The sequence below is a fragment of the Xanthobacter variabilis genome (assembly GCF_043831965.2).
In the GTDB taxonomy this organism is placed as follows: Bacteria; Pseudomonadota; Alphaproteobacteria; order Rhizobiales; family Xanthobacteraceae; genus Xanthobacter.
In genome coordinates this window covers 4,402,307-4,428,678 of the sequence record NZ_CM195533.1, presented here as the reverse complement: position 1 = coordinate 4,428,678, position 26,372 = coordinate 4,402,307, and the positions used below count along the sequence as shown (strand labels likewise).

Sequence of the window (26,372 nt, the reverse complement as noted above, 5' to 3'; positions counted from 1 at the left end):
ACAATGGGAATGTTGAAGACCCTCGCCGCAGGCGCGCTCGCGCTGGCCGGCCTTGCCGCGGTGGTGACCGGGCCGGCGGCCGCCCAGCAGGCGGAGAAGCCGCAGGTCACCATCGGCGTTGGTGGCAAGCCGCTGCTGTATTATTTGCCGCTGACAATCGCGGAGCGGAAGGGCTTCTTCAAGGACGAGGGGCTCGACGTCACCATCAATGATTTCGGTGGCGGCGCGAAGTCGCTTCAGGCCCTCATCGGCGGCTCGGTGGACGCGGTGACGGGTGCCTATGAGCACACCATCCGCATGCAGGCCAAGGGCCAGGACATCGTTTCGGTGATCGAACTCGGCCGCTTCCCCGGCATCGTGCTGGTGGCAGGCAAGGACACCGGTATCAAGAGCGTGAAGGATCTGAAGGGCAAGAAGGTGGGCGTCACCGCCCCCGGTTCCTCCACCAACTTCTTCGTCAATTTCCTGCTGGCGAAGGACGGGCTGAAGCCGGAGGACGTGTCCTTCGTGGGGGTCGGCGGCGGAGCCTCCTCGGTTGCGCAGATGAAGCATGGCGGTATCGAGGCCATGTCCAACCTCGACCCCGTCATCACCAAGCTGGAGAGCGACGGCGACGTCATCATCCTGGCCGACAGCCGGACCGAGGAAGGAAGTGACAAGATTTTCGGCGGGCCCAACCCGGCGGCCGTGCTCTACCTGAAGCGGGACTTCACTGCCCAGAATCCGGTCACCACGCAGAAGCTGGTGAATGCCTTTTACAAGGCCCTGAAGTGGCTGCACACCGCGACCCCGGCCGATGTGGCCGCCGTGGTGCCGCAGGAATACCTGCTGGGCGACACGGCGCTGTATGAGGCGGCCGTGAAGAACTCCATGCCCATGTATTCCATCACCGGCCTCATTCCCGAGAGCGCGCGCAAGACGGCGCTGGGCATGCTGGTGGAGTTCGACCCGGAGCTGAAGGCCGCGAACATCGATCTCGGCAAGACGTTCGACGGGACCTTTGTGAAGAAGGCGTCCGGGGCGAACTGACCGGGCGTGTTCTCGGGGTGGGTGCCTGTCTCCCGCCCCTTGAAAATCCCTCATGCCGTGCCCATCTTGGGTTTGTCCTGGTTGAAAGCCGCCGGATCACGAATGTGATGGGCGGCGCCGTGGAAGACGGACGGATGTACTCCGCTTTCAGGGTAACGAGGACTTCGTTCCTCCGCCGCATGTCTTTGATGCGCGGAGGGACGACCTTGTTGGGGAAGAGGCCGATCTCGGTCATCCCCACATCAAAAAGCCCGGGCTCAGCCCGGGCTTTTGTGTGTTCTGAGGGGTTGCTCCATTGGCCTGCGCGGCAACGGGGCCGGGCCGAAGCCCACGCCTCAGCGCTGCACGTAGACGGTGGTGCCCACGCGCACGCGGTTATAAAGGTCCACGACATCGTCATTGGTCATGCGGATGCAGCCTGATGACACCGCCTGACCGATGGTTTCCGGCTCGTTGGAGCCGTGGATGCGGTAGAGGCTCGATCCCAGATACATGGCGCGCGCGCCGAGCGGATTGTCGATGCCGCCGGGCATGTAGCGCGGAAGGTCCGGGCGGCGCTTCAGCATCTGCGCGGGCGGGGTCCAGCCGGGCCACTCGCGCTTTGCGCTCACCGTCTTCACGCCCGACCACTGGAAGCCGTCGCGGCCCACGCCCACGCCATAGCGGATGGCGTGTCCAGGCGAGGTCACATAATAAAGCCGCCGCTCCGAGGTCCGGATGACGATGGTGCCCGGCCTGTACTTGGAGTCGAAGGCCACCATCTGGCGCGGAATGGGCGAGGAGCTGCTCACCACGCCCACGTCCGACGGCGTGGCGAGGAACAGCTTCGCGAACGGGAAAAGTTCAATGCGATCATTGGCCCGTGCCGGGCCCGCCGATACCAGTGCGGCCGCGATCGCTGCGGCGGCGAGGGCTTTGAAGTGCATCATGGCGCTCGGTCTCGTGTCGTCGGTCTCAGTCGGGGACCTACTGGACCCGTGGATAACAACGCATGCGATACGCGCCGCCCCGCACCAGCGGCATCCATTTTTTCGCCACAAACGGACATGACCGCAACCGCTTTGTGGCCCTTGGGTTCCCGCTGCAGCGGGGTGCGGCATGCTTTTTTCGGTCGTGCGTTCCCAAAGCCACGCTTTCGTTGCGCCGCAGCGGGGTTCAGCCTCAGGTGGCGCTCAGCGCCCGACGACGTGAACGAAGGAGGCGAGGTCGGCATTGAAGGCCGCGCTCGCTTCCAGGAAGGGGGCATGGCCTGCTTCCGGATAAAGGGCAAGGCGGGCGCCGGGCACAGTCGCGGCGATATGGCGGGCCATGGCGGGGGCCACCACCTCGTCCCGCTCGCCCTGGGCCACCAGGACCGGCAGCGAGAGGCCGCGCAGTACATCCTCATATTCCGCGGCCCGGTCGAACAGCGCGGCGCGCACTTCGGCGGGCACCACCATGTTGAAGCCGATGAGGGTTTCGACCAGGTCCTGGGCTTGCGCGCCGGCGAAGCAGCGGCGCACGAAGGTGCGGGTGGCGGCGATATTCTCGGCGAGATCGGGTGAGCACATGCGCCGCATCAGGCGATTGCAGGTGCCGTAGAATTCCCGGGCATTGGCGGTGGCCGCATCCACGAACACGATGCCGCCGAGGGCGGAACTGCCGTGCGCGGCCAGATAGTCGCCGATGATCCGCCCGGCATAGGACCATCCCACGAGGATGGGGCGCTTGAGCCCGCTCTGGGCGATCACGGCGGCCAACTCGCCGGCCCAGCGCTGCTGGTCCTTGTAATAGTCCGGCTCCAACGGTTTGTCGGAGGCGCCGTGGCCGCGAAAGTCATAGGCCACGAGCCGGCAATGGGCCAGCTCCGGCGCGTTCAGCTGGTTCATCCAGACCATGCCGCAATGAGAGAATCCGTGGATGAACAGCAGCTCCGACCCCTCACGCGTGCCCCATTCCTGAACCTGGATGGAAAGCCCGTCGGGCGTGGTGACGCGAAAGGCGTGGGCCGGGCGGGGCACAAGGCCCGGCGCGGTGTCCGGGGTGGCGTTCACGGAGGCGGTCATAGGGAAGGCTCGCGGCATCTCGGAAGGATGGGCAGCTTATACCAAAGGCGGCGGAGTTGCCCCCTGGTACCGCGCTCCGGCCACCTCGGCGCGGGCGCGCACGCTGGGCGCCGGTGGAAAATGGCGGGATGGCATGAGCCGCAAATTCGCCTGCGGACAGCGCCTGCGGGCAGCCCCGCGAGGGGGGTGCATTAAAGCATCCGCAACCCATTTCCAGCAGGAAGAAGGAACTCGCGCCCTGCGGGCGGACCCACGGCTTGCGCCCGGTCGCTCTGCGGCTGTCCCGAGTCCGGGAAGGAATCTCATCATGTCGGGATGCTTCAAGCCCCATCGTTTTCCGCCACGCGCCCACGGCCTGGGCCTTGGAGCGTTCATGCTCGCCCTCGGAATCGCGGCCCCGGGCTCCGGCGCCAGTGCCGCGGAACAGTACATGACGCTGGGGCTGCCCTTCTTCGAGCCGTATCGCGCCGCCATCGCCACCCTCGACATCAATGGCGGCAAGGTTACCGGAACGCTGGCCGCGCCCGCGGGCGATCCGCGCCCCGCTCTGCCCATCACCGGCACCCTGGCCGACGGCACGCTGAAGCTGACCGTGGGGAGCGGCGCGGACGCCTACACGTTGAGCTTCAGCGAGGATGAGCGCGGCATCCAGCAGGTGTGGGACGAGACGCTGGCAGTGGGCGATCTGGACCGGGTCTCGTTCTTCCGCCCCGCCGCCGGATTCTCCAGCGCGGCTCTGGCGGTGCAGCACATGGGGGATGACTGGTGCGGGCAGGTCTATGGCGGCCTTTCCGTGGTGCTACGCTCGCAGTCGCTGAAGTCCATGGCCACGCCGCCCGCGGCCCTGGCCGATCTCGACGTGTCGGCCACCAGCCTGTCCCATGGGGCGGTGAGGGCGAAGCTGAAGGATGTGTGGAGCCGGCTGCGCCTCGCGGCCTATGACGGCGACGACATCGCCATCGACGTGGCCGTGCCCGTGGGGGCCGAGGCCAGCACGGCGAAGGCACTGCGGGCCGAGCCGGCGGTGGCCGCGGTGACCTTGCCCAATGCCTGCACCGAAATGGCCCTGGCCGTGGTGCCGCGCGCCAGGATCAGCGATGGCGGCACGCTCTCCGATGCCAAGTTGAAGAGCTACCTTGAAGGCATGCTCAATCGTCTGTACTCCGGCGGCAGCGCGGAAGGCGGCGCCGTCGGCGGCCGCAAGTTCAAGCTGGCGGACGTGAGCGTGGCCAGGGGCGCCGATGGCGGCCCGGTCTTCTCCACCCGTGTGACGGCGGAATCGGAGGCCTCGCGCCTTGCGCGGGGCGGGTGGGACCAGTTCACCCTGTCGGTGCGACCGGTCATCACCGCGACCGACGCGGCCGACACCATCTCCCTGATCCCCGCCGTGACGGACCTGAAGACGGCGAAGAAGGCCGGCGCCCAGATGCCCGCCGACAACGCCTTCAAGCCCGTGGACGACGAGGCGATGGCCACTGGCATCGACCACAGGCTGGTGTCGTGGCTGGCGGCGGCGGAGAATTCGCGCTGCGACTTCCTCACCCATGCCGGCTTCGATGAGCCCGAGGGGGCCTATAGCTGCTCCAACGTCTCCATGGACGATGTTCCCCACGCCGACGACAATTGAGGGCGCAGGCTCCGGCCGGGGCCTCCTGCCCACATGGCGTCAGGCGGCGCCGGCCTCGCGGGCCGCCTCGTGGTAGTCCGCATCGCGGTCATGGTCGTGCGCGGCGTGGTAGGCGGGCTCGCTCATGCCGCGCTTCCAATAGCCCACCGCCACCAGGTCGCGGGGCGGCAATCCCCTTTCGTCCCGCAAATATGCGCGCAGCGCGCGCGCTGCGCCGGATTCCGCGGCCACCCAGGCGGCCATGGCGCCGGCCGGGGGCAGATCCGTGGCGCGGACGGCATCTTCCAGCAGACGCGTCGTTCCGGGCTCCGCGCCGTTGCGGTGGAGGTAGCGCACGCTCACGCCCGGCGGGGCGGCGATTTGCTGTTCATCCCTCGCGTCAGGCACCTCCAGGAAGGCGAAGCCGCGGGTGGTGGGCGGCAGGCGTTCCAGGATCGCGGCGATGGAGGGCAGCCCGCTGAGGTCACCTGCCAGCAGCACCGTTTCCGTCGCAGGCAGAACACGCCCACCGGGTCCCCCCACGCCGATCCGCTCCCCGGGCTGCGCCCGCCGCACGAAGCGCGCGGCCGGGCCGTCATGGCCATGCAGCGCGAAATCCACCCAGAGCTCGCCCCGCTGCGGCTCGAACCGGCGCACTGAATAGGTGCGCGGAATAGGCCGGCGCGGCTCCGGTGGCCAGATGGCGCGGCCATCAGGACCCTCGATCGGCCATTCCGGCTCAGCGAGTCCCTCCGGCGGGATGAGCAGCTTGATGGTGGGACCGGTGCCGAAGCCTGCGATCTCGGGCCCGCCGAGCACCACCCGCCGCATGTGCGCGGTGACCGCCTCCACCCGCAGCACTTCAAGCACCCGCATGCCCCGATAGCGGGCGGGGGCGACCGATGTCGTGTGAAGGGGGGCGGTCATGGCGCGCCGTCCTTGGCCTGAGGCCCGAGAAAGAATTCCAGGCCCGCCAGCAGCGCGTGGGGGGCGGCGGAGGCGTGGGTCTGGCCGGGGAAGACCTCGAAAGTGACGTCCACCGGCTGCCCGGGCAAGGCTGCGAGCCGGCTGGAGAGCTCGCGCGCAGCATCCACCATGCGGCGGGCCGCCAGGCGCCTGGCGATCGATTCCGCCTGGGGCAGGTCGGCCAGGCCCGGATGCAGCTGCTGCTCCTGGCCGCCCACCGTGAGCAGCAGCCGGCGCTTGCCGGCGGGCGGGTGCGCGGCGAAGGCCGCCTCCTCTTTCAGGATGGCGTTGTCGGCCCACCAGATTGAAGGGCTGGCGGCGATGTAGGTGGAAAAGGCATCGGGCCGCGTGAACAGCACATGGAGCGTGAACAGGCCGCCGAAGGAATGCCCCATCAGCCCCTGGCGCGCCGGATTGACGGCGAAGTCCTTGTTGATGGACGGCCTGAGCTCGTCCAGCAGGAAGGACAGGAAGGCGTCGGCCGCGCCGGTGTCCTCGGGCTTCAGATAGGTGGAGCGGTCGCCGGCAGGGGCGGGGGCCGGGGTAAGGTCCGGTGCGCGCCGGCGCATGTTGTGGGGCGCGTCGCCGGGGTAGCCCACGGCCACCAGAACGGCCGGCTGGATCAGCCCGCCCTGGCTGCGGGCCTGGGTTCGCGCGTAGTCGGACAGCGTTCCCGCCACCGCATTTCCGTCCAGCACATAGAGCACCGGATAGCCCTCGGGCGGCGGCGGCTCCTGGGGCAAAGCGATGAAGATGCGGTAGGCAAGGCCGCTCTTCGCGATCACCAGCCGCTCTTCGGTGCCGGGCAGGGTGACGGGGCCGGCGGCCGCCGCCCGCCCCCCGCCGAGAAGCCCGGCGAGGGTGAGAAGAAGGGCGCAGGCGCGCGCGAGGGGGGGAGGGGGGCGCATCATCAATAGGTCGCGCTCACCTTGAGCCAATAGCCGCGCGGCTCGCCATAGAAGTTGAACACCGAGACCGAGCCGACGCGGGTGTAATAGACCTCGTCGAGCAGGTTGGTGACGGTGAAGGTGGCCTTCCAATTATCGTTGAACTTGTAGCCCGCCTGCAGGTCCACCAGGGTATAGCCGTCTGCCGTGAGCTTCACATTGCCGGACTGGGTGTAGAAGCTGGAGAGGATCTTCAGGCCGCCGGCCACATGGAAGCCGCGCAGTGCGCCCTCCTGGAACTCATACTTGGTCCACAGATTGTAATTGTGCCGCGGGGTGTAGGTGCTGAAGCCGGCCTGGAGCTGGGCGGCGGTGGCGGTGAGGTATTCGGTGTTGGTGTAGGTATAGCCGGCATAAATGTCCCAGCCGGGCGCGAGGCGTCCGCTGACTTCCGCTTCCCAGCCCGAAACCTCGACTTCACCCGAGGCCACATAGACATTGGCAACGTTGGTGGCGAGGGCGCGATTGTCGTCGCGGATCAGGAACATGGCGGCGGAGGCATTGAGCGCGCCATCGAAGAAGGAGCCCTTCACGCCGCCCTCATACTGGTAGCCCTGGCGCGGGTCGATCACGTCGCCGGCGGCGTTCAGCTCGGTCTGTGGGGTGAAGGTGGCGCTGTAGCTGGCATAGACGGAAATTTCCTTCGTCATGTCGATGACGAGGCCCGCATAGGGCAGGAACTTGCCGTCGATATCCACGTCCGAGCTGGTGGTGGTCAGGCCCGAGGTGGTGAAGGTGTTCACCGTGGAATTGGCGTCATACCAGGAGAAGCGCCCGCCCAGCAGCACATGCACCTGATCGAGCGGGTTGATGCGCGTCTGCGCGTAGAGGCCATATTGATCGGGGTCGGTGGTGCTCTCGCGATTATAGATCGTGAGCGGCTCGGCCACCGCATAGGGGTTCGGCAGATAGACATTGTAGATGTCGGACAGGCCGGTGGAGGTGGGCGCCCACTGGTCCTGGTCCAGAAGCTGGAAGTCCGCGCCGACGGTGAGCTGGTGCTCTTGCCCGAACAAAGTGAAGGGCGTGGCGATATGGGCGTCGCCGGAGAGCGTGGTCTGGGAGACCTGCGCCGCCGTATATTGCATGCCGATATTGCCCCAGGTGGCGGCGGCGGTGCTCACGGCGGTCTTGCCATAGGCGTACTTGTAGTCGATGTCGCGATCCGAATAGCGCAGGGAGGCCTTGGCCTCGCCGCCATTGTCCAGATCGTGCTTCAGCTCCACCAGATAGTCGGTGCTTTCATTGTTGAAGCGGTTCCAGGTGGCGCCCACGAAAGTGGAGCGGGGCACGTTCAGGAGCTGGCCGGTGCCGTTGCCCAGATTGATGGCGGGCAGGCCGTTGAAGGGCGTGATGTCTCGTTCCTGGTGCCAGGCATAGACCGATAGGGTGGTGTTTTCGGTGATGTCGAAATCGAGGGCGCCATAGCCCACCCACACTTGGTTGTCGTTGATATCGACGAACGAGTCGCGGTCCTGGAAGGCGCCGCCGATGCGCGCCCGCACGGTGCCCGCCTCGTTCAGCTTGCCGCCCGCATCCACCTCGGCGCGCACGAAGTCCCACGAGCCGTAGCTGAGGTTGGAATTGATGAAGGGCTTGGCGAGCGCCGGCTTCAGCGTGCCATTGACGATGCCGCCCGGGCCCGCATTATTGCCGGCCGAGCCGCCGTAAAAGAGGCCGGCGGGGCCCTTCAGCACGTCCAGCCGGTCGAAGATGAACAGGTCCGGCTGGGTGCCCAGGATGGAGGAGAGCGGCGCCGGCAGGTTGTTCACCAGCATGGTGTCGATCTCAAAGCCGCGGGAGAAGATGGAGGAGCGGCCCTGGTCGTTGGCGAGCACCACCATGCCAGTGGTGCGGCGCATGGCATCTTCGAGTTCGCTGAAATTCTCGTCGGCGATGCGCTGGCTGGTCACCGTAGAGATGGACTGGGGGATTTCGCGCACATTGGTGGGGGTGCCGACGCCGATGGTGGTGATGGCCGCCGTATAGGTGTCGAGCCCTTCGGTAAAGACCTCTTCCTGCAGCTTCTTTTCCTGCTGGACCTGCACGGTCTCCAGCTGGATGTCGCGCGCCGCCGCGTCCTGGGCGCGAGCGGCCGGGGTGGCGGCGAGAAAAGCCGCCGCGGTGCCCGACAAAAGGGTGCCCGACATGAAATGGCCCGTGCGAAGCCGCAGCACGGGCAGGCGCTTCAATACAATCATGAAATCCCCGCAGGTGGCGAATATCGTTCAAGTTGCGCCGGGCGTGGCGCTGACTTGCGTGTGGCTGGCCCCGGCTGGTGCTTCTTTTTTAACGGACGGCTCCGCGTCTTCTCCAGTACGAATGCCTTTGTGGGATCGTATAATTCGTTTGCAAAATCCCCATCTGTTTAAACCTGGAACGGTTTGAGCATCGTCTTTGGTATGGGTTGCGCAAAGAATTGTCCTAATCTGGAATAATACTAAATTTAAATCGGCCTTCTGGTGCTTGACAGCGTGACGCTTGCGCTCTGTTCATGATCCATGACCCATTCCGATGCGCTTCCGCCATCGACGGACGCGGCCGAGGGCGCGCCGCGTGGCGCCCTGGTGCGCTCCCGCGACATCGCCGCCTTGGCGCGCGGCGCGGGGCAGCAGGGGTTTCACCTCGTCACGCCGCGCCTCGGGGCCGATGGCGCATTGCTGCGCGGGCGCTATGTGCTCAGTTCGCTGCGCAGCGGGCTGGTGCTGCACGCTACCGACGCCACCGACCTGCACGACGCCACCACCCGCGTCGTGCATGGGGCGGGGCTCACCATTTCCGTGTTTCTGGCGGGGGAGGCGGACATCTTCCTGGGCGGCCGCCCGCTGCATCTGGGCACGCCGGAGGGGGCCGAAGGGGTGCTGATGGCCCGGGCCGAGCCCGATTTGTTCGTGCGCCAGGGCCGGCGCGGGGCGCGCGTGCGCAAGGTGAATGTCTTCCTGCCCGCCGGCTGGCTGGAGCGCGAGGAACATGATGACCGGCGCCACCAAGCGGTGATGGCGTTCTCCCGCGACCACCGGGCCAATGCCCGCTGGCGCCCCTCCGCCCACATGATCGCTCTGGCCGAACAGATCCTGGCGCCACCTCCCTATGGCCCGCTGCTGGCCGGCCTTTATGCGGAAAGCCGGGCCATGGAGCTCGCGGTCGGCGCTTTGGGCCTGCTCGATGCGGGTCGTGAGGGCGAGGCGCCGGCCGCGCTGCGTCCGCGCGAGCGTGAGCGCATGTGGGCGGTACACGACTTCATCGAAGCCCACCTTCAGCGCGAGATGAGCCTGGAGGAGATCGCCCGCGAGGCGGGCATGAGCATCAATTCGCTCCAGCGGGCCTTTCGCGGCGCGTTCGGCAGCACGGTGTTCGAATATGTCCGCCGCCGCAAGCTGGAGATGGCCCGCGACGGCCTCGCCGCTGAGGGGCTCACAGTGGCCCAGGCCGCTTTCGTGGCGGGCTATGGTTCGGCGGCCAATTTCTCCACCGCCTTCAAGCGCGCCTTTGGTGTTTCCCCCAAAGCCTGGCGGGAAAAGGGCCGGCGCGGCGGCTGAGGCGCGGGCGTCGCGCCATGAGCGATCATGGAGTGCCAACGGCGGGCGTTGCCCGCGCGGCTGGCCTTTTCGGCCCTCGGCCGGCCAAGGCTGCGGGGCCGGAGCGCTCCGTGTAATGGTTTGCGGCTTAATATATTGCATGTTATCTATTGTGATGTTAGACATAAGGCATGCCTACTTCCTTTGAACGTCACATCCTTGGTCAGCTGGTGGCGCGGGTGGCGCGCTATTGGCGTCGCGCCATCGACCAGGCGTTGGGGGAAAGGGGCATGTCCCAGGCCACCGCGCTGCCGCTGCTGGTGCTGGCCCGCCTGGGTGGAGAGCTGCGCCAGGGCGCCATTGCCGAAGAGCTGGGGCTGGAAGGCCCCTCGCTGGTGCGCATCGTAGACACGTTGCTGGCCGAAGGGCTGGTGTCGCGGCGCGAGGATCCCGCTGACCGGCGGGCCAAGCTCCTCAGCCTCACCCCGCGCGGGGCGGCGCAGGTGGAGCAGATCGAGGCTACGGTCGCCGCGCTGCGCGACCGCTTCTTTGCCGGCCTCACCGACGAGGAACTCGCGGTCATGGTGCGCGGCCTGTCCAAGCTGGAGGCGGCGCTGCTGCAGGAGCTCACCTCGTGATCCGGCTTCCCTTCGGCATCGGCCGCAACGAAATTCTGTTTTCCCTGAAGGCCTTCGGGGCCGCCGTGGTGGCCCTTTGGATCGCGCTCCAGCTCAATCTGGAAAAGCCCTATTGGGCCATGGCCACGGCCTATATCGTGATGCAGCCGCTGGCCGCGGCGGTGACGTCCAAGGCCATGTTCCGAGTGATGGGCACCTTTCTGGGCGCCGCCGCCGCGGTGGTGATGGTGCCCAATCTGGTGGCGGTGCCGGAGCTTTTGTGCCTCGCGCTCGCCTCCTGGGTGGGGCTGTGCCTGTTCATCAGCCTGCTCGATCGGACCCCGCGCAGCTATGTGGCGATGCTCGCCGGCTATACCTGCGCCATCATCGCCTTCATGAGTGTCAGCAATCCGGAGGCCGTTTTCCAAACCGCCCTGTCGCGCACGGAAGAGATCACGGTGGGCATATTGTGCACCGCGGTAGTGGCGCGCCTCATCATGCCCCGCCATCTCGGCCCGCTGATGACCGCGCGCCTCGATGCATGGGTAAGCGATGCCGGCCGCTGGGCGGGCGACGTGCTGTCCGGCCGGCCGGACCCGAGGACCTCGGAGCGCGACCGGCGCAAGCTTGCCACCGATACGGTGGATCTGCTCGCCCTCACCACCCATCTGCCCTACGACACTTCGGAGCTGCGCCATGTGGCCGGCCAGGCGCGGGAGCTGCAGCAGCAGATGACCGCGCTGCTACCCATCCTCTCAAGCCTCGGTGATCGCCTGTCCGTGCTACGCCGGGACGGGCCGCTGGATCAGCGGGTGACCACGCTGCTGGACGACGTGGCCGCCTGGATCGCAGGCGGGGCCGAGAGCGCCGCCGATGCGGTGTCGCTCAGGGCCCGCATCACCGAATTGACGGCCACGCTGCGCGGCGAGGGGCCGGAGCGGTGGGCCTGGCGGGACCTGCTGGTGGGTTCGCTGCTGGCGCGGCTCACCGAGCTCATCGCCGTGTGGGACAATTGCTTGTCCCTGCGCGCGGACATCGCCAATGGCCGCACCCGGCGGACGCGTTTTCGCGGCATGGTGGCGCGCTATTCCGGTGATCCGCGGCTACATGTGGATGTGCGCAGCGCCGCGCTGGCGGGGGTCGCGGCGGGCGCCGGCATCCTGGTGTGCTGTGCCTTCTGGATCATCACCGGATGGCATGAGGGCTCGGGCGCAGCCCAGATGGCGGCCATTTTCCTGTCCCTGTTCGCGGTCATGGACAATCCGGTGCCCGTGATGCGGCTGTTTGCGCGCTACAGCCTTTATGCGGTCGTCGCGGTGGGGCTGCTGCAGTTCCTGGCGCTGCCTTATGCCGACAGCTTCGTGGAGCTGGTGGCGCTCTGCGCCCCCTTCCTGCTCGTGTTCGGCGCCCTGATGGCGACCCCGAAATGGGGGCCGCTCGGCTTTCTGATGTGCGTGAACGTGCCCCTGGCCACCATGCTCGACAGCCGCTTGAGCGTGGACCTGGCGGCCTATGTCAACGGCAATGTCGCGGGGCTGATCGGCATGATGGCGGCGGCCTCCACCGCCGGCATGCTGACGGCGGTGGGCGCGGAACGCGGCATCGCCCGCCTGCTGCGCGCCAACAGCGCCGATCTTGCGGCCATTGCCGAGGGGCGTGGCGGTGGCGACCGGATGGCGCTGGTGCGCCGGCTGGTGGACCGGTTCGCGCTGCTGGTGCAGCGCCACGTTCTCATCCCTCCGGCCGGCGCCCCCAAGCCGGAGAATGCGCTGCTTGATCTGCGGGTTGGCCTCAACATCGCGGATCTGGCGCGCGTGGAGCCGCAATTGCCGCCGCTGCGGCGGCAGGCGGTGGCGCGCCTGCTATCCCGCCTGGCCGCCTATTTCCGGAGCCGTGGCGCGGCGTCGGCCACGCGGCCGCCGCTTGAGGACATTGACCTGGTCCTTTCCACCTTCACCGACCGGCGCGACACCACCCCCGCAGGCGCGGTGGCGCTCGGCGCGCTGGTGGGCCTGCGCTGCGCGCTCGCGCCCGATGCGGCTGAGCCCGCGCCGGTGCCGCTGGACGAAGCCTGCTGGAGTCCCGCCGCATGAGAGGCGACATCGACATTTACGGCCTGTTTGTGCCGGAACTTCTGCTGTGCGCGGTGCTGGCCCTCGTGGCGCGCGCGCTGCTCGGTCGGCTGATGGCGCGGGCGGGCCTCTACCGCGCCCTGTGGCACCCCCCGCTCGCGGATTTCGCGCTGTTCGTGATCTGCCTTGGCGGCATCTCCTTTCTGTTGCATGGAATTTGACGATGAGCACCGTTCTGCCCCGTCTCGGCCGGGTGGCTCTCACCCTCGGCCTCGTCTGCGCCGCAGCCGTCGTGGGGCGCGGCCTGTGGATCTATTACATGGACGAACCCTGGACCCGCGACGGCCGCATCCGCGCCGACGTGGTGCGCGTGGCACCCGATGTGTCCGGGCTGGTGGAGAGCGTGAGCGTTGCGGACAATGCCCATGTGAAGAAAGGCGAGGTCCTGTTCGCCATTGACGGCACCCGCTTCCGCATCGCCCTCGAGCAGGCGGATGCCGCCCTCGCCAGTTCCGAGGCCACGCTGCAGCAGGCGCATCGCGATCTGGCGCGCTACAGCCAGCTGAGCGAGACCACCGTCAGCCGGCAGAAGCTGGAGGAGGTGTCGACCGCCGCCGCCGAGGCCGAGGCCGCCGTGCAGAAGGCGAAGGCTGATCGCGAGCTCGCCCAGCTCAATCTGGAGCGGTCGCAGGTGCGCGCGCCGGTCAACGGCGTCATCACGAATTTCACCCTCCAGCCCGGAAATTATGTGAGCGCCGGCCAGCCGGTGACGGCGCTGGTGGATGATGATTCCTTCCACGTGCAGGGCTATTTCGAGGAAACCAAGCTCGAGCGGATCCATGTGGGCGATCGGGCCGTGATGCGGTTGATGGGTACCGGCGGCAATCTCCACGGGCACGTGGTGAGTATCGCGGCGGCCATCGAGGATCGGGATCGCTCTGATTCGTCCAACCTGCTCGCCAACATCAACCCGACCTTCAGCTGGGTGCGGCTGGCCCAGCGCGTGCCCGTGCGCGTGAGCATCGACGAGGTGCCAGACGCCGTGAAGGTGGTGGCGGGGCGGACCGTGACCGTGAGCATCCAGCCGAACTGAAGCCGGGCGCTTCGGAGGGGGTGCCGGATACGGGACGCCAGCTGGCGGTCGGTGGTGTCCAGGTGGCCAAACGCTTGAAGGCCAAGCTTTGCCGCAGGTGGTGCCCCTGACTGGCGCCAACTGGTTGCTCACATGGCGGCGCGGACAAGCGATCCTGTCGCCGGGGCGCGCGGCGGCCTTGGGCCTTGCGGCATTTCGTGGTGGCGGGGCGATCCGCGTGGGTTCGGCGCCCGTCTCCCCTTGCGGAGGCCCCGCGCCGCCTGTTCTGCCACGCGCTGACGCTGTGCCGGCGGCGTGAAGCGTGTGACGCACGCCGCGGTCAAAAGCATCTGTGCGCAAATCCGCTTTTCGACTCCGTGAAACGCGGAAAAGCTCAAGGGGTTGAGGGCACTAGCCTCTTGGGGCGGGCGCTGTGGAGCCGGTGCGCAGAGGCTTGGTTGGAGGCAGGGGAGCGACGGGGAGGGGCGCGGCTGGTGACACTGCGCCCGCCGGGGCCGCCCGGGGCTGCGGCGCGGGCTGGGCGCCGGCCACGCCCTCCGCCTCCTTCAGCAGGCGTTCCAGCGCGGCGAGCCGCTCCGCCGACTTGGGCGACAGCGTCACCGGCCGCAGCGAATCGGCCAGGCCCGGCACCTCGATGGGCGGCGGCGGCGGATCGAGCTTGGGAATGGGCGAGCTGACGCCGGGAATGGGTTTGATCTCAATGCCCTGGTGGGCATAGGCCATCACCTTCTGCCAGGTCATGGCGGGCAGGGAGCCGCCCGTCATCTTGTTCATGGAAGCGTAGTCGTCATTGCCAAACCACACGCCGGCCACGTAGTTGCCGGTGAAGCCCATGAACCAGGCATCGCGATAGGCATTGGTGGTGCCGGTCTTGCCGGCGACCTTGGAATTCACGAGGCGCGCGCGGCGGCCGGTGCCGTTTTCCACCACGTTGTTGAGCATGTTGTTGATGTCGTTGAGCTGCGGCGTCGGGATGATCTGCACCGGGGAGGGCGCGTCGCGGTCGAAGCGCCACACCACCTCGCCATTGCCGATGCGCATTTCCACCACCGCGTGGGGATAGACGCTGCGCCCGCCATTGGCGAACACCGAATAGGCGGTGGTCATGTCGATGAGCGTCACCTCAGCCGCGCCCAGGGGCAGTGGCGCGCTGATGGGCAGGGGCGTGCGGATGCCCATCTGGTGGGCAAGATCCACGATCTTCTTGCGCCCGAACTTCTCCGCCAGGCGCACCGCCACCGTGTTCAGCGAGTGCTGGAGTGCGGTGGCGAGGGTGATGGAGCCCATATAAGAGCGGCCATAGTTCTGCGGGCACCAATTGCCCAGGCAGATGGGCGCATCCTGCACGATGGTGGTGGGCTTGTACCCATTCATCAGCGCCACGGTGTAGACGAAGGGCTTGAAGGAGGAGCCGGGCTGGCGCAGCGCGTCGGTGGCGCGGTTGAACTGGCTCTCCCCATAGTCGCGCCCGCCCACCATGGCGCGCAGCGTGCCATTGGGCTCCATCACCACAATACCGCCCTGGGTCACTTTGTAATCGCGCCCGAACTCGCGGATCGACTGGTCGAGGGCGGCTTCTGACACCTTCTGGATATTGGGATCAAGGCCGGTGCGCACCACGAAGATGCGCTCCGTGACCGAGGCGGGCAGCTGGTCCACCAGCTTCTTCACCTCGGCGAAGGCGTAATCCAGATAGTAATCCGGCACCGCTTCGTCGCTGCGGTCCACGGGGGTGGCAGGGTTGCGGCGGGCGCCGAACACCTGGCCTTCGGTCATGAAGCCGGCATCCACCAGATTGTCGAGCACGGTGGAGGCGCGGGCGCGGGCGGCGGGCAGGTTCACATGGGGCGCATATTTGGAGGGCGCCTTAAACAGGCCGGCGAGCATCGCGGCCTCGGCGAGGTTCACTTCCCGCACCGACTTGCCGAAATAGTAGCGCGCCGCCGCATCCACGCCATAGGCGCCGCCACCCAGATAGGCGCGATCCAGATAGAGCTTCAGGATCTGACCCTTGGTGAGCCGGGTTTCCAGCCAGACGGCGAGAAAGGCTTCCTTGATCTTGCGCTCGATGGTGCGCTCGTTGCTCAAAAACAGGTTCTTGGCGAGCTGCTGGGACAGGGATGAGCCGCCCTGCCGCACGCCGCCGGCCCGCGCATTGGTGACCACGGCGCGCAGCGTGCCCGAAACGTCGATGCCCCAATGCTCGTAGAAGCGCCGGTCCTCGGTGGCGAGCACCGCTTTGATGAGGTGGTCGGGGAAATCCTCCAGCGGCACGGTGTCGTTCTGCCTGACGCCGCGCTCGCCGATGATGTTGCCGTAGCGATCCAGGAAGGTGACGGCGAGTTCGGTGCGCTTCAGCCAGTCGTCCGAGGTTTCGTGGAAAGCGGGGATGGCGAGGGCCAGCACCGCCACGAAGCCGATGGTGCCCAGGGTGAGCGCTTCCGAGGCGAGGCCGATGAAGAAGCGCGGGATACCGCTGATATTGAAGTTTTCAGTGAAGGCCGCATAGGCGGACAGGGCACGCCGGGTACGGCTGCCGAGGCCGAACAGCGACGAATCGAGAAAGGCGTCGAAATCCAGCGCCGCATTGCGCAGCCAGGTCAGGAAAGAATGACGCTCGGGCTCGGACACGGGGCAGGCTCACCGGTTGGAGCGGATGCAACGGAAGCGGCAGGCCATGCCCGCCACCTCATTTGCCACGCCTCGAAGGTGGCGATTTCGCGACCATGGCGCAACACGTCCGTAGCGCGATGCTCCCGTGTCATGCCTGATGTCCTGCCCCGGTGTCGTGGCACGGCACGGCGCGCGCCCGGCAGGCCGGCTCAGGACTTGGGCAGTTCCAGCACGCCGTTGGGGCTCAGCTTGTCCACCAGAGCAGGGAGGTATTGGGAAAGCATTTCGGTGAGCTTGTCGGGGGTGAGGCCGATTCCCGCGGCCATCTGCGCGAGCTGCGTGTCACCCAGGGCAGAGACGATGTCGCTCGCGCTCACCGGCAGGTTGTCGCCGCTGGACAGCCAGCTCGCAACCTGCTCACCCAGGCCGGATTCCTGGAGCTGGGCCAGAAGGCCGTCGAGGCTGCCATAGGGGGTCTTGGCCAGGGCGCCGTTGAGCATGCCCGGCAGCGCCTGGGCCATGGGCCCGCTCAGCGCGGAATTCAAAAGGCTGCCAAGGCCGCCGGAGCTGCCCGCCTGGGAGAGAACGTTGTTGAGAACGCCGCCCAACATCTGATCAAACAGTCCCATGGCCTTGCCCCTCTGTCGCGGTTTACGGCGGTGCACGCGCAGGGCGTGCAACGCCCGGTATCTCTCCTGCCCATCTAATGGAAGACGGCCCCGGAGTCGATCACAAGTCGCGGCGCCCCTGCGGCTCGGCGACGCTGGGGCGGGATGTGGCCTTTGCTTTCGGCGGGAGTACGGCTAACGCCTAAAGGATGATGTCTGCCCCCCTGTTCACCCTGTTCGCGATCATGACCGCCCTGGCCGCCCTGGCGGTGCTGTGGCCGCTGAGCCGCTCCCGCACCCTGAAGGGTGAGCGGGAGGCGGATCTTGCCGTTTATCGAGACCAGCTCGCGGAGATCGATCGCGACCGGGAGAGCGGCCGCCTGCCGCCCGAGCAGGCCGAGGCCGCCCGCACGGAAGTCGCGCGCCGGATGATCGCCGCGGACGCCGCCCGCGCCGCGGAGAGTTCCGCCGCCCAGGGCAATGCCGGCCGTCGCCGCACCGCCGCTGTGATGGCGCTGGTGCTGGTGCCGCTGTTCGGCGCCGGGCTCTATATCTATCTCGGCACGCCCGATCTGCCCGGCGCGCCCCTCGCCGAGCGCATGGAGGGGCCGGCGGACCGGGGCGACGTGGCGATTCTGGTGCGCAAGGTGGAAGAGCACCTGGCGCAGAACCCCAATGACGGCGCCGGCTATGAGGTGCTGGCACCGATCTATCTGCGGCTCGGCCGGCTGGATGACGCGGCCCGCGCCTACGCCCAGGCCATCCGGGTGCTGGGGCCCACGGCGCTGCGCTATTCCGCCCTTGGCGAAGTGCTGACCATGCAGGCCAATGGTATCGTGACCGCCGAGGCCCTCAAGGCGTTCCAAGAGTCGGTGAAGCTCGACCCCACCGAGCCGCGCGCCAGCTATTTCCTGGGCCTTGCCGCCGAGCAGGATGGGCGCGACGCTGACGCAGCGGCCATCTGGAAGGCTATGCTGGAGCGTACGCCGGCCGATGCGCCCTATCTGCCTCTCTTGAAGAAGGCGCTCGCCCGCGTGGAAGGTGGGGTGAACGGCGCCCCGGCCATGCGGCCGCCGGCCGCAGCGGCCGCGCCGGGGCCGAGCGCCTCGGATGTGGCCAACGCCGCCTCCATGTCGGCGGATGACAGAAGCACCATGATTCGCGGTATGGTGCAGAGGCTGCAGGACCGCCTGATCGCCTCGCCCAACGACCTCGAGGGGTGGCTGCGCCTCGCCCGCGCCTACAAGGTGCTGGGGGATGGCGAAAAGGTGAAGGAAGCTCTGGCCTCCGCGCGGACCGCGTTCGCAGGCAATGCCGACGCGCTGGCGCGCATCGATGCCGCGGCGAAGGACCTGGGGCAGGGCAGCTGAGGCGCCTGCCTTTGGGTGAGGGCTGCCCCTCGCCTCAAGGGCTCCATAAGAAGAAAGCGGGCGGGTGCCGCTCCTTGCTTTCCCGGGTTTTATCGGGAAACGCCGGGGTGCCCGACCAATCGAGTTGAGGCTTGGGTGTCGGAAAACGTGGGACACCGGGAGGACACACAATGACGCGCAAGGGCCGTCGCCTCGTGCTGATTGCCGCCGGACTGGGCGTGCTGGCGCTCGCCGCCGGCCTGATCCTGTCGGCGCTCAACGATACCATCGTGTTCTTCCGCACGCCCACCGAGGTGGCGCAGCAGCAGGTGGCGCCCGGCTCGCGGCTGCGGCTGGGCGGTCTGGTGGAGACGGGCTCCGTGACCAAGGCCGGCACGCTCACCACCTTTTCCGTGACCGATGGCAATGCCGCCGTGAAGGTGGCCTATTCCGGCATCCTGCCGGACCTGTTCCGCGAGGGGCAGGGGGTGGTGGCCGAGGGCGCTCTTCTGCCCGACGGCACCTTCCGCGCCGACAGCGTGCTCGCCAAGCACGACGAGAAATACATGCCGCGCGAGGTGGCCGACGCCCTCAAGAAGCAGGGCGTGTGGAAGGAGGGCGAGAATGGCGCGCCCGTGCCCGCCCGCGCCACCGGCGCCGCCAATACGGGGAGCTGAGCTGTCGTGATCGCTGAACTCGGCCAATACGCCCTTGCCCTGGCGTTCGCCCTCTCCATTCTCCAGGTGGTGCTGCCCAGCTGGGGCGCGGCCAAGGGCGATGCGGTGCTGATGGGTACCGCCACGCCCATCGCCTTCGGCCTCATGGGCTTCGTGAGCTTCGCGTTCGCGGCTCTCATCCAGCTTTATGTCACGTCGGACTTCACGGTCCTGAACGTGGTGGAGAACTCCCACTCCCAGATGCCGCTGATCTACAAGATCACCTCCACCTGGGGGAACCATGAGGGCTCCATGCTCCTGTGGGTGTTCGTGCTGGCGCTGTTCGGCGCGCTGGTGGCGGCCTTCGGTGGCAACCTGCCGGATCGGCTGAAGGCCCATGTGCTGGCGGTGCAGGGGCTGATTGGCCTCGCCTTCCTCTCCTTCATCCTGTTCACCTCCAATCCCTTTCTGCGCCTCGCCCCGCCGCCGGCGGAGGGGCGCGATCTCAATCCCATCCTCCAGGACCCGGGCCTCGCCATCCATCCGCCGCTGCTCTATCTCGGCTATGTGGGGCTTTCGGTCTCGTTCGCCTTCGCCATCGCGGCCCTGATCGAGGGGCGCATCGACGCCGCCTGGGCGCGCTGGGTGCGGCCCTGGACGCTGGCGGCCTGGGTGTTCCTGACGCTCGGCATCGCCATGGGCTCCTACTGGGCCTATTACGAGCTCGGCTGGGGCGGCTGGTGGTTCTGGGATCCGGTGGAAAACGCCTCCCTCATGCCGTGGCTCGCCGCCACCGCGCTCCTGCACTCGGCCGTGGTGATGGAGAAGCGGGACGCGCTGAAGGTGTGGACCATCCTGCTCGCCATCCTGGCCTTTTCCCTGTCGCTGGTGGGCACCTTCCTGGTGCGCTCGGGCGTGCTCACCTCGGTGCACGCCTTCGCCACCGATCCGGCGCGTGGCGTTTTCATCCTGGGCATCCTCACCTTCTTCATCGCCGGTGGGCTCACCCTGTTCGCCTTCCGCGCCTCGGAGCTGAAGCAGGGCGGGCTGTTTGCGCCCGTGTCGCGGGAAGGGGCGCTGGTGCTGAACAACCTGTTCCTCACGGCCGCCACGGCCGCGGTGCTGGTGGGCACGCTCTATCCCCTGGCGCTGGAGGCGTTGACGGGCGCGAAGATCACGGTGGGGCCGCCTTACTTCAACCTCGCCTTCGGTGGGCTGATGCTGCCCCTGATCTTCGCCATTCCCTTCGGCCCCCTGCTGGCCTGGAAGCGCGGCGACCTTTTGGGCGTCGCCCAGCGGCTGATGCTGGCGGCAGGGCTTGCGGTGGTGGCGGCCGTGGTGACGGCGGCGGCGGTGACCGGCGGCCCGGTGCTGGCGCCGCTGGCGGTGGGCCTTGCCGTGTTCATCATGCTCGGCGCCCTGACTGACATCGCCGAGCGCGCTGGCCTCGGCCGGGTGCGGGCGAAGGTGGCCGTGGCGCGTCTCGCCGGGGTGCCGCGCTCGGCCTATGGCACCGCCATCGCCCATTTCGGCGTGGGTGTGTGCCTGCTGGGCATCGTGTGCGAAGCCTCCTGGAGCCATGAGAAGATCGCCGCCGTGAAGGTGGGGGACCAGATCGTGATCGGCACCCGCGACCTCACCCTGGAGCGCATGGAGAACCGGACGGGCCCGAACTATCGCTCGCGCACCGCGGTGTTCTCCATCCGCCATGACGGGGTCTCGGAGGGCACCATCGAGGCGTCGCGGCGCATCTTCTCCTCGCGGCAGATGGCCACCACCGAGGCCGGTATCCGCACCTTCGGCTTCAGCCAGCTCTATGTGAGCATGGCGGAGGAGACGACGGACGGGCATGTGTCCGTGCGTGCCACCTTCAAGCCCAATGTGACGCTGATCTGGCTCGGCGCGGTGGTGATGGCGTGCGGTGGGCTGCTCTCGCTGATGGATCGGCGCCTGCGCATCGGCGTGCCCAAGCCCGCGCGGCGGCGCGAGGCGGCAGTTCCGGCGGAGTGAGGCTGATGGCACCCTTTTTCACCCGACTGGCCCTGGCCCTCCTGGCGGGTCTGCTCCTGGTGGCGCCGGTGCGCGCCGTCCAGCCGGACGAGGTGCTGAGCGATCCGAACCTGGAGAGCCGCGCGCGCACCCTTTCCGCCGAGCTGCGCTGCATGGTCTGCCAAAACCAGTCCATCGACGATTCCGACGCTCCGCTGGCGCGGGACCTGCGCCTCATCGTGCGGGAGCGGCTGAAAGCGGGCGACAGCGACAGCCAGGTGCTCGACTTCATGGTGGCGCGCTATGGGGAGTTCGTGCTGCTGCGGCCGCGCTTCTCCTGGCGCAATGCCCTTCTGTGGGCGACGCCGGCGCTGGTGCTTGCCCTCGGCGCCTTCGCTTCCGTGGTGGCGCTCCGCCGCCGCCGGGCCGCCGCAACCTCCGCCGATGCGCATCTAACGGCGGAGGAGGAAGCTAAGCTGAAACGCCTCCTTTCCGACGGGGCACCGCCCGCCAAGGGGTGAGGCCTCGTGGTCGGCTGGCTGTGCGCGGATGGAGCGCGTTCCTGCTGTGCGGGAAGCTGCGCGGGCGCTTTCGGGGGCGTGGCGCCCTTGAGATCGCGCGCGCGATCCTAATGCGGCCGGCCTGGCGTTGCGGCGCGTGGGCGGCCTGTTGCCGCCTCCCTCGATGCCGACCTGAGCGCGGAGACTAAGGCCAAGCGGAAGCGCCTTCTCTGCGATTGGCGCCGCCGTCCAAGGCCTGAGGCCTCATGGTCGACGGGCTGTGGGGGGATTGCGTCCCGCTTCATGGTCCGTGGGAGGCCGGGCTGGCGCCCTCCGGCGGTACCACCTTTCGGCCGCCGCGATCCTGGTGCGCTCGGTCGGCGCCACCTTGCGGCGTGCGGGGGCGCCTGAACGGGAAGGCTGCATCAGGTGGCTCTGTCGCGGGGCCGCAGTCGCGCCATCCGGTCATGAGCGGATGGCGCGGCTGAAGGAAGACCCCCCACTCGGCGCTTCATTCCTGGCTGCCGCCGTAGCGCCGTTCCAGGTGGGCCTTGAAGACGCGGGCGTCGAGCGGGCGGCCGGTGGCATGGGTGAGGAGCGCGTCGGTTTCCAGCAGGGAGCCCTGGGAATGCACATTCGTGCGCAGCCACGACAGCAGCGGGCCGAAATCGCCCCGCGCGATGCCGGGCAGAATATCGCCATCGGCCGTGCAGGCGGCGTCGAAGAGCTGGGCGGCGGTCATGGCGCCCAGGGTGTAGGTGGGGAAATAGCCCCAGCCGCCGCTGGGCCAGTGGATGTCCTGAAGGCAGCCCAGCCGGTCATCGGGCGGCACCACGCCGAGCAGCGCCCGCATGCCCTCTGCCCAGGCGCCGGGCAGATCCTTCAGCGCCATGTCGCCGGCGATCAGCGCCTTTTCCAGGCGATAGCGCAGGATCACGTGGGCCGGGTAGGTCACCTCGTCGGCGTCCACGCGGATGAAGCCGCGCTTCACGGTGGTGTAGTGGCGCCACAGGGCATCCGCCTCCCAGGCCGGGCCGGAGCCGCCGAAGGTCGCGCGCATGCGGGGCGCGGCGAAGGCGAGGAATTCGCGGCTGCGGCAGGCCTGCATCTCCATCAGCAGGGATTGGCTTTCATGCACGCTCATGGAGCGTGCCTGGCCCACCGGCTGGCTCAGATACGCGGCCGGGCGGCCCTGCTCATAGAGGGCGTGGCCGGTCTCGTGCAGCACCCCCATGAGGGCGGATGAGAAATCGCCCTCGTCATAGCGGGTGGTGATGCGCACGTCGTCGTCCGCGCCGCCGCAGAACGGATGGGTGGAGACATCGAGCCGGCCGCGATCGAAATCGAAGCCCACCACCTTCATCATCTCCATCCCGAGCGCCCGCTGCGCCTCGACGGAGAAGGGGCCCGCCGGCAGGGGGGTGTTGGGCCGCCGGGCCTGGATCTCCAGCACCTTCTCGGTGAAGGCGGGCAGGAAGGCGGCAAGGTCGTCGAACAGGGTGTCGATGCGCTCGGAGTGGCCGCCGGGCTCGTAATCGTTGAGGAGCGCGTCATAGGGGGAAAGGCCCAGCTTCTCGCCCTTGGCGGTGCCGATCTCCCGCTGCAGGCGCAGCACCTCTTCCAGCAGTGGCAGCAGGCTGGCGAAATCCGCCTCCGCGCGGGCCTTGCGCCATGCCATCTCGCATCGGGAAACGGCCTTGGAGGAGGCCTCCACCAGGTCGGAGGGCAGGGCGGTCTGCACCGTCCACAAGCGGTGGATTTCGCGGAGATTGGCGCGCTCCCACGCGCTGAGGCCGTTGTCCGCTTCCGCATCGGGCAGCCATTCGCCCACCCGCGGGTCGGTGACGAGGCCATGGTGCAGCACCCGCAGCAGAGCGAGGCTCTCGGATCGCGTATCCATGGAGCCCTTGGGCATCATCACATCGCTGTCCCATTGCAGGATGCCGATGGCGTTGGACAGTGCGGAAGCGCGGCCGAAATGGGCGGAAAGATCGGTGTAGGCGGTCATGTCTCACGATTTCCGAACGCTGAGCCGCCGCGGCGGCCGAAAGGGCGGGCAAGGCAATGGGGAGAAGGTAATGCGCCGTGGCTTTGCGCGAAAGGCCGTCGGCGGAGCGAAAAAAAACCGGCGCCGGAGAACCGGGGCCGGGTGGAGGCAATGACAGGATGGGGGAAGGGCGGCGTCAGGCCGCCTTTTCGCCGGGCGTGAGGGAGAGCACGGATTCGAAGCCCTCGAATTCCGGGCCGCCGATATAGTTCACCGTGTTGGTGCTCTCGCCGGCCTTGCGGTGGGCGAGGCGGAAGGCATCCGACTTGGTCCAGGCCTCGAAATCGGCCTTGGTGGCCCACACGGTGTGGGAGATGTAGAGGGTGTATTCCTCCTTCTCCGGGCCCCGGCACAGATCGAAGGCGACGAAGCCCGGCACTGCGGCGATGTAGGTGTCGCGCTCGCGCCAGACGGTCTCGAAGGCGGCTTCCGAACCGTGCTTGACCTTGAAGCGGTTGGTGGCAATGAACATGCTATGGCTCCGTCTGAAAATGGGGCGCGGCGGCCCGGCTACTTGACGATGGGGGCAGGGGTCGCGGCGGCGATAACGTCGCCGCCGATCGTGACCTTCAGCCCGGCCTTGAAGGTGATGCCGGCGCTGGGCACGAACTGCTGATAGACAGTGTATTGCTCATTGAGCAGGTTCTCCAGGGCGAACTGGGCGGTGACCCACTCGGTGGCCTGGTAGGAAAGATAGGCGTTCACCAGGTTGAAGCTGGGCGTCACCAGCTCCTCGAGCTGCGAGGCGGTGTAGGTGGAAGGCAGGTCTTCCGCCGTCTTGGCCGCCACCCACTGCCAGCGCACCGATGCCTGTAGGCGCTTGTCGAACAGGCGCGTGCCCAGGGTCGTGGCCACGTTGTTGGGCATCACGGAAACGAGCGGCTGGTTGTCGGTCTGGTTGTCGCCGGACGAGACGGTGGCGTTGAAGCCCAGGAACCAATAGCCCGCATCATACATGCTCTCGAACTCGAAGCCCTGGAGCTGCGCCTCGGCCACGTTCTGGTACTGGTAGCAGAGCATCCAGCCCGCGGCGGCGCATGCCGGCACGGCGGCGGTCATGTAGTCGATCTCAATATAGTCCGAGACGTCGTTGCGGTAGAGATTGGCCTTGGCGCGGAACTTGTCGCCCTTGGCGAAGATGTCGTTGAACCGCAGGTTGACGCCGATTTCCTTGTTCTTGCCCACCTCGGCCTTCAGGTTGGGGTTGGGCAGGAAGCCGAAGCTGAAATACGGGCTCACCGAGGGGTGTTCGCCATTCACCAGGGCCTCGGTCACGGCCGGGGCGCGGTAGCCTTCCGCATAGGTGGCGTAGAAGGTGATCCACTCGAACGGCGTGACGCCCACGGTGATCTTGGGGGAGAAGCGGTCGCCGCTGGTACCCGGAGTGGTGTCGCTGGAGAGCTCGTAGGAATCGTAGCGCACGGCGGCGATGGTCTGGAGCCAGGAGGTCCAGTCGGCCTGCCATTGGGCGAAGGCGCCGCCCACGGAGCGCTCGCCCGAGGGATTGTATCCGGCGCCGAAGCCGTAATTGTCCTCGTTGCTCACGTCGTCGTGGAAGTAATCGCCGCCGATGGTGAGGGCATTCTTCACGGAACCGACATTGAGCCGCGATGTGTTGTTCACATCAAAGCCCCAGGTGTCGATGCCAAAGCTGCGCGGATCGCCGACGCAGCCGGTGGAGGTGGAGCAGGTGCCGTCCACCTTGGTCTGGTCCTGGTTCACCTGGTTCCAGTAGGCGGTGGAGCGCCAGTCGAACCAGGTGTCGTCCGGGTTCGAGTAATTGTAGCTGGCGGTCAACGTGCGGTTGGTCACGTCGGTGCCATATTGGGTGGTGCCGGTGGGCGGATAGCTGTTGGCGGTGGTGTAGCTGCTGTCGAGGTTGAGGGCGGTGAGCTTCACCTCGTGGAAATCCGCTGGCCGCACGGTGAGCTTGGCGAGGCCGGTCCAGGTCTGGTAGCCGGTGCCGATCACCTCATTGCCGTCGCCGTCGGTGTAGGGCGACTGGTCCCGCAGGGTGCCGCCGAAGAACAGGTCCATATTGTCGTTGATGCGGGTGGCCGCGAAGGCGGAGCCGAAGCCCATGGGGCCGTTGGAACCGAACTCGCCGCTGGTTTCCACCCCCCATTTCTGGCCGGGCTTCAGGATGTCGCTCACATCCTTGGTGCGGAAGCTGACCACGCCGCCGATGGCGCCGGAACCGTAGATGTTGGCCACCGGGCCGCGCACCACGTCCACCGTGCTGAGCAGAGCGGGCTCCAGGAAGAAGGAGCCGGCGCCGTCATTGTGGCCGAGCTGGGTGAAGTTCTGGCGCGCGCCATCGAGGATAACCGCGACGCGGCCGAAGTCCTGCATGCCGCGAATATTGATGGACGCCTGGGTGGAATTGCCGTTCTGAAGCACCGTGGTGCCCGGAATGCCGAAAAACACCTGCTGCGTGGTCGAGGCCATGAGCTGCTGCAGCTCATCGGGCGTGATGACGCTGACGCCGGCGAGCGCGTCCACCGCCGTGGTCTCGATGCCGCGCGTGGCCGCGACCGTCAGGGTGTCGAGGGCGATTTCGTCTTCGCTGGCGGAAGCCGGCGGCAGGCTCTGCGCCAGCGCGGCGGCGCCGTTCAGAAACAGCGCGCCGGCTGCGGCGCCGCTCAAAAGAAATGAACGAATGAAAGGGGCTCGATGGGGGTGTGATGGCCCACGCACGATGATCGTCTCCGCGTCAT

21 protein-coding genes are annotated in these 26,372 nt (G+C 67.6%); 11 read left to right on the top strand and 10 right to left on the bottom strand.

Annotation, left to right across the window (positions count from 1 at the left end):
- The first annotated feature begins 3 nt into the window (after positions 1-3).
- Positions 4-1,029 (top strand): ABC transporter substrate-binding protein, encoded by a 1,026-nt coding sequence (locus V5F26_RS19160; RefSeq protein WP_394946544.1) that lies wholly within the window; start codon positions 4-6, stop codon positions 1,027-1,029.
- Positions 1,030-1,364: 335 nt separating this feature from the next.
- Here the strand turns inward: V5F26_RS19160 and V5F26_RS19155 are convergent, their stop codons facing one another.
- On the bottom strand, positions 1,365-1,958 hold the full coding sequence (locus V5F26_RS19155; RefSeq protein WP_394058510.1) for a L,D-transpeptidase: 594 nt from the start codon (positions 1,956-1,958) through the stop codon (positions 1,365-1,367).
- 243 nt (positions 1,959-2,201) lie between these two features.
- Positions 2,202-3,074 (bottom strand): alpha/beta fold hydrolase, encoded by an 873-nt coding sequence (locus tag V5F26_RS19150; RefSeq protein ID WP_394946543.1) that lies wholly within the window; start codon positions 3,072-3,074, stop codon positions 2,202-2,204.
- Positions 3,075-3,447: 373 nt separating this feature from the next.
- Between V5F26_RS19150 and V5F26_RS19145 the strand changes: the two genes are divergently transcribed.
- Positions 3,448-4,701 carry a hypothetical protein gene (locus V5F26_RS19145; RefSeq protein WP_394946542.1) on the top strand — a complete coding sequence of 418 codons (1,254 nt, stop codon included), beginning with the start codon at positions 3,448-3,450 and terminating at the stop codon, positions 4,699-4,701.
- Positions 4,702-4,740: 39 nt separating this feature from the next.
- Here V5F26_RS19145 and V5F26_RS19140 read toward each other — a convergent pair whose 3' ends face one another.
- The 3 genes from V5F26_RS19140 to V5F26_RS19130 are packed head-to-tail and all read right to left on the bottom strand — an operon-like array spanning position 4,741 to position 8,794.
- Positions 4,741-5,607 (bottom strand): siderophore-interacting protein, encoded by an 867-nt coding sequence (locus V5F26_RS19140; RefSeq protein WP_394946541.1) that lies wholly within the window; start codon positions 5,605-5,607, stop codon positions 4,741-4,743.
- On the bottom strand, positions 5,604-6,557 hold the full coding sequence (locus V5F26_RS19135; RefSeq protein WP_394946540.1) for an alpha/beta hydrolase: 954 nt from the start codon (positions 6,555-6,557) through the stop codon (positions 5,604-5,606). The genes V5F26_RS19140 and V5F26_RS19135 overlap by 4 nt, the downstream gene beginning before the upstream one ends.
- Positions 6,557-8,794, bottom strand: a complete 2,238-nt coding sequence (locus V5F26_RS19130) for a TonB-dependent siderophore receptor (RefSeq protein WP_394058501.1) — start codon at positions 8,792-8,794, stop codon at positions 6,557-6,559. Before V5F26_RS19130 ends, V5F26_RS19135 begins: the two co-directional genes overlap by 1 nt.
- A gap of 300 nt (positions 8,795-9,094) precedes the next feature.
- Between V5F26_RS19130 and V5F26_RS19125 the strand changes: the two genes are divergently transcribed.
- The 5 genes from V5F26_RS19125 (at position 9,095) to V5F26_RS19105 (ending at position 13,893) form a co-directional block, all read left to right on the top strand.
- Positions 9,095-10,132 (top strand): AraC family transcriptional regulator, encoded by a 1,038-nt coding sequence (locus tag V5F26_RS19125; protein ID WP_394058499.1) that lies wholly within the window; start codon positions 9,095-9,097, stop codon positions 10,130-10,132.
- A 170-nt stretch (positions 10,133-10,302) separates the two neighbouring features.
- Positions 10,303-10,749, top strand: a complete 447-nt coding sequence (locus tag V5F26_RS19120; RefSeq protein WP_394946538.1) for a MarR family winged helix-turn-helix transcriptional regulator — start codon at positions 10,303-10,305, stop codon at positions 10,747-10,749.
- Complete coding sequence (locus tag V5F26_RS19115) at positions 10,746-12,821, top strand: FUSC family protein (RefSeq protein ID WP_394946536.1); 2,076 nt, start codon at positions 10,746-10,748, stop codon at positions 12,819-12,821. Before V5F26_RS19120 ends, V5F26_RS19115 begins: the two co-directional genes overlap by 4 nt.
- Positions 12,818-13,021, top strand: a complete 204-nt coding sequence (locus tag V5F26_RS19110) for a DUF1656 domain-containing protein (RefSeq protein ID WP_234052950.1) — start codon at positions 12,818-12,820, stop codon at positions 13,019-13,021. The genes V5F26_RS19115 and V5F26_RS19110 overlap by 4 nt, the downstream gene beginning before the upstream one ends.
- A 2-nt stretch (positions 13,022-13,023) precedes the next feature.
- Positions 13,024-13,893: an efflux RND transporter periplasmic adaptor subunit gene (locus V5F26_RS19105; protein WP_234052949.1), complete on the top strand. Its 870-nt coding sequence runs from the start codon at positions 13,024-13,026 to the stop codon at positions 13,891-13,893.
- Positions 13,894-14,283: 390 nt separating this feature from the next.
- Here the strand turns inward: V5F26_RS19105 and V5F26_RS19100 are convergent, their stop codons facing one another.
- A complete protein-coding gene (locus tag V5F26_RS19100) occupies positions 14,284-16,524 on the bottom strand; it encodes a transglycosylase domain-containing protein (RefSeq protein ID WP_394946535.1) in 2,241 nt (746 codons plus the stop codon).
- 191 nt (positions 16,525-16,715) lie between these two features.
- A complete protein-coding gene (locus V5F26_RS19095) occupies positions 16,716-17,135 on the bottom strand; it encodes a YidB family protein (RefSeq protein WP_234052947.1) in 420 nt (139 codons plus the stop codon).
- A gap of 188 nt (positions 17,136-17,323) precedes the next feature.
- On the opposite strand from V5F26_RS19095, the gene ccmI reads away from it, so the two are divergent.
- The 4 genes from ccmI (at position 17,324) to V5F26_RS19075 (ending at position 21,629) form a co-directional block, all read left to right on the top strand.
- Positions 17,324-18,484 (top strand): c-type cytochrome biogenesis protein CcmI, encoded by a 1,161-nt coding sequence (ccmI, locus tag V5F26_RS19090; RefSeq protein WP_394946534.1) that lies wholly within the window; start codon positions 17,324-17,326, stop codon positions 18,482-18,484.
- 170 nt (positions 18,485-18,654) lie between these two features.
- On the top strand, positions 18,655-19,140 hold the full coding sequence (gene ccmE / locus V5F26_RS19085; protein WP_234052945.1) for a cytochrome c maturation protein CcmE: 486 nt from the start codon (positions 18,655-18,657) through the stop codon (positions 19,138-19,140).
- Positions 19,141-19,146: 6 nt separating this feature from the next.
- Positions 19,147-21,129, top strand: a complete 1,983-nt coding sequence (locus V5F26_RS19080) for a heme lyase CcmF/NrfE family subunit (protein WP_394946532.1) — start codon at positions 19,147-19,149, stop codon at positions 21,127-21,129.
- Positions 21,130-21,134: 5 nt separating this feature from the next.
- Positions 21,135-21,629: a cytochrome c-type biogenesis protein gene (locus V5F26_RS19075; protein WP_234052943.1), complete on the top strand. Its 495-nt coding sequence runs from the start codon at positions 21,135-21,137 to the stop codon at positions 21,627-21,629.
- Positions 21,630-22,119: 490 nt separating this feature from the next.
- On the opposite strand, the gene V5F26_RS19070 is transcribed toward V5F26_RS19075, so the two are convergent.
- From V5F26_RS19070 to V5F26_RS19060, 3 genes are all read right to left on the bottom strand, one after another.
- Positions 22,120-23,616, bottom strand: a complete 1,497-nt coding sequence (locus V5F26_RS19070) for a carboxypeptidase M32 (protein ID WP_234052942.1) — start codon at positions 23,614-23,616, stop codon at positions 22,120-22,122.
- A 175-nt stretch (positions 23,617-23,791) separates the two neighbouring features.
- Complete coding sequence (hmuQ, locus tag V5F26_RS19065; RefSeq protein ID WP_234052941.1) at positions 23,792-24,127, bottom strand: heme-degrading protein HmuQ; 336 nt, start codon at positions 24,125-24,127, stop codon at positions 23,792-23,794.
- Positions 24,128-24,165: 38 nt separating this feature from the next.
- Positions 24,166-26,301 (bottom strand): TonB-dependent hemoglobin/transferrin/lactoferrin family receptor, encoded by a 2,136-nt coding sequence (locus V5F26_RS19060; protein WP_394946531.1) that lies wholly within the window; start codon positions 26,299-26,301, stop codon positions 24,166-24,168.
- Between the last annotated feature and the right edge of the window lie 71 nt (positions 26,302-26,372).

Excerpts from the sequence above, each read along its gene's own strand:
- ccmI (WP_394946534.1), top strand. The coding sequence starts at position 17,324 with ATGATGTCTGCCCCCCTGTTCACCCTGTTCGCGATCATGACCGCCCTG.
- V5F26_RS19150 (WP_394946543.1), bottom strand. The coding sequence starts at position 3,074 with ATGACCGCCTCCGTGAACGCCACCCCGGACACCGCGCCGGGCCTTGTG.
- V5F26_RS19145 (WP_394946542.1), top strand. The coding sequence starts at position 3,448 with ATGCTCGCCCTCGGAATCGCGGCCCCGGGCTCCGGCGCCAGTGCCGCG.
- hmuQ (WP_234052941.1), bottom strand. The coding sequence starts at position 24,127 with ATGTTCATTGCCACCAACCGCTTCAAGGTCAAGCACGGTTCGGAAGCC.
- V5F26_RS19125 (WP_394058499.1), top strand. The coding sequence starts at position 9,095 with ATGACCCATTCCGATGCGCTTCCGCCATCGACGGACGCGGCCGAGGGC.
- V5F26_RS19140 (WP_394946541.1), bottom strand. The coding sequence starts at position 5,607 with ATGACCGCCCCCCTTCACACGACATCGGTCGCCCCCGCCCGCTATCGG.
- V5F26_RS19160 (WP_394946544.1), top strand. The coding sequence starts at position 4 with ATGGGAATGTTGAAGACCCTCGCCGCAGGCGCGCTCGCGCTGGCCGGC.
- V5F26_RS19135 (WP_394946540.1), bottom strand. The coding sequence starts at position 6,557 with ATGATGCGCCCCCCTCCCCCCCTCGCGCGCGCCTGCGCCCTTCTTCTC.
- V5F26_RS19075 (WP_234052943.1), top strand. The coding sequence starts at position 21,135 with ATGGCACCCTTTTTCACCCGACTGGCCCTGGCCCTCCTGGCGGGTCTG.
- ccmE (WP_234052945.1), top strand. The coding sequence starts at position 18,655 with ATGACGCGCAAGGGCCGTCGCCTCGTGCTGATTGCCGCCGGACTGGGC.
- V5F26_RS19155 (WP_394058510.1), bottom strand. The coding sequence starts at position 1,958 with ATGATGCACTTCAAAGCCCTCGCCGCCGCAGCGATCGCGGCCGCACTG.
- V5F26_RS19070 (WP_234052942.1), bottom strand. The coding sequence starts at position 23,616 with ATGACCGCCTACACCGATCTTTCCGCCCATTTCGGCCGCGCTTCCGCA.
- V5F26_RS19105 (WP_234052949.1), top strand. The coding sequence starts at position 13,024 with ATGAGCACCGTTCTGCCCCGTCTCGGCCGGGTGGCTCTCACCCTCGGC.
- V5F26_RS19120 (WP_394946538.1), top strand. The coding sequence starts at position 10,303 with ATGCCTACTTCCTTTGAACGTCACATCCTTGGTCAGCTGGTGGCGCGG.
- V5F26_RS19095 (WP_234052947.1), bottom strand. The coding sequence starts at position 17,135 with ATGGGACTGTTTGATCAGATGTTGGGCGGCGTTCTCAACAACGTTCTC.
- V5F26_RS19130 (WP_394058501.1), bottom strand. The coding sequence starts at position 8,794 with ATGATTGTATTGAAGCGCCTGCCCGTGCTGCGGCTTCGCACGGGCCAT.
- V5F26_RS19110 (WP_234052950.1), top strand. The coding sequence starts at position 12,818 with ATGAGAGGCGACATCGACATTTACGGCCTGTTTGTGCCGGAACTTCTG.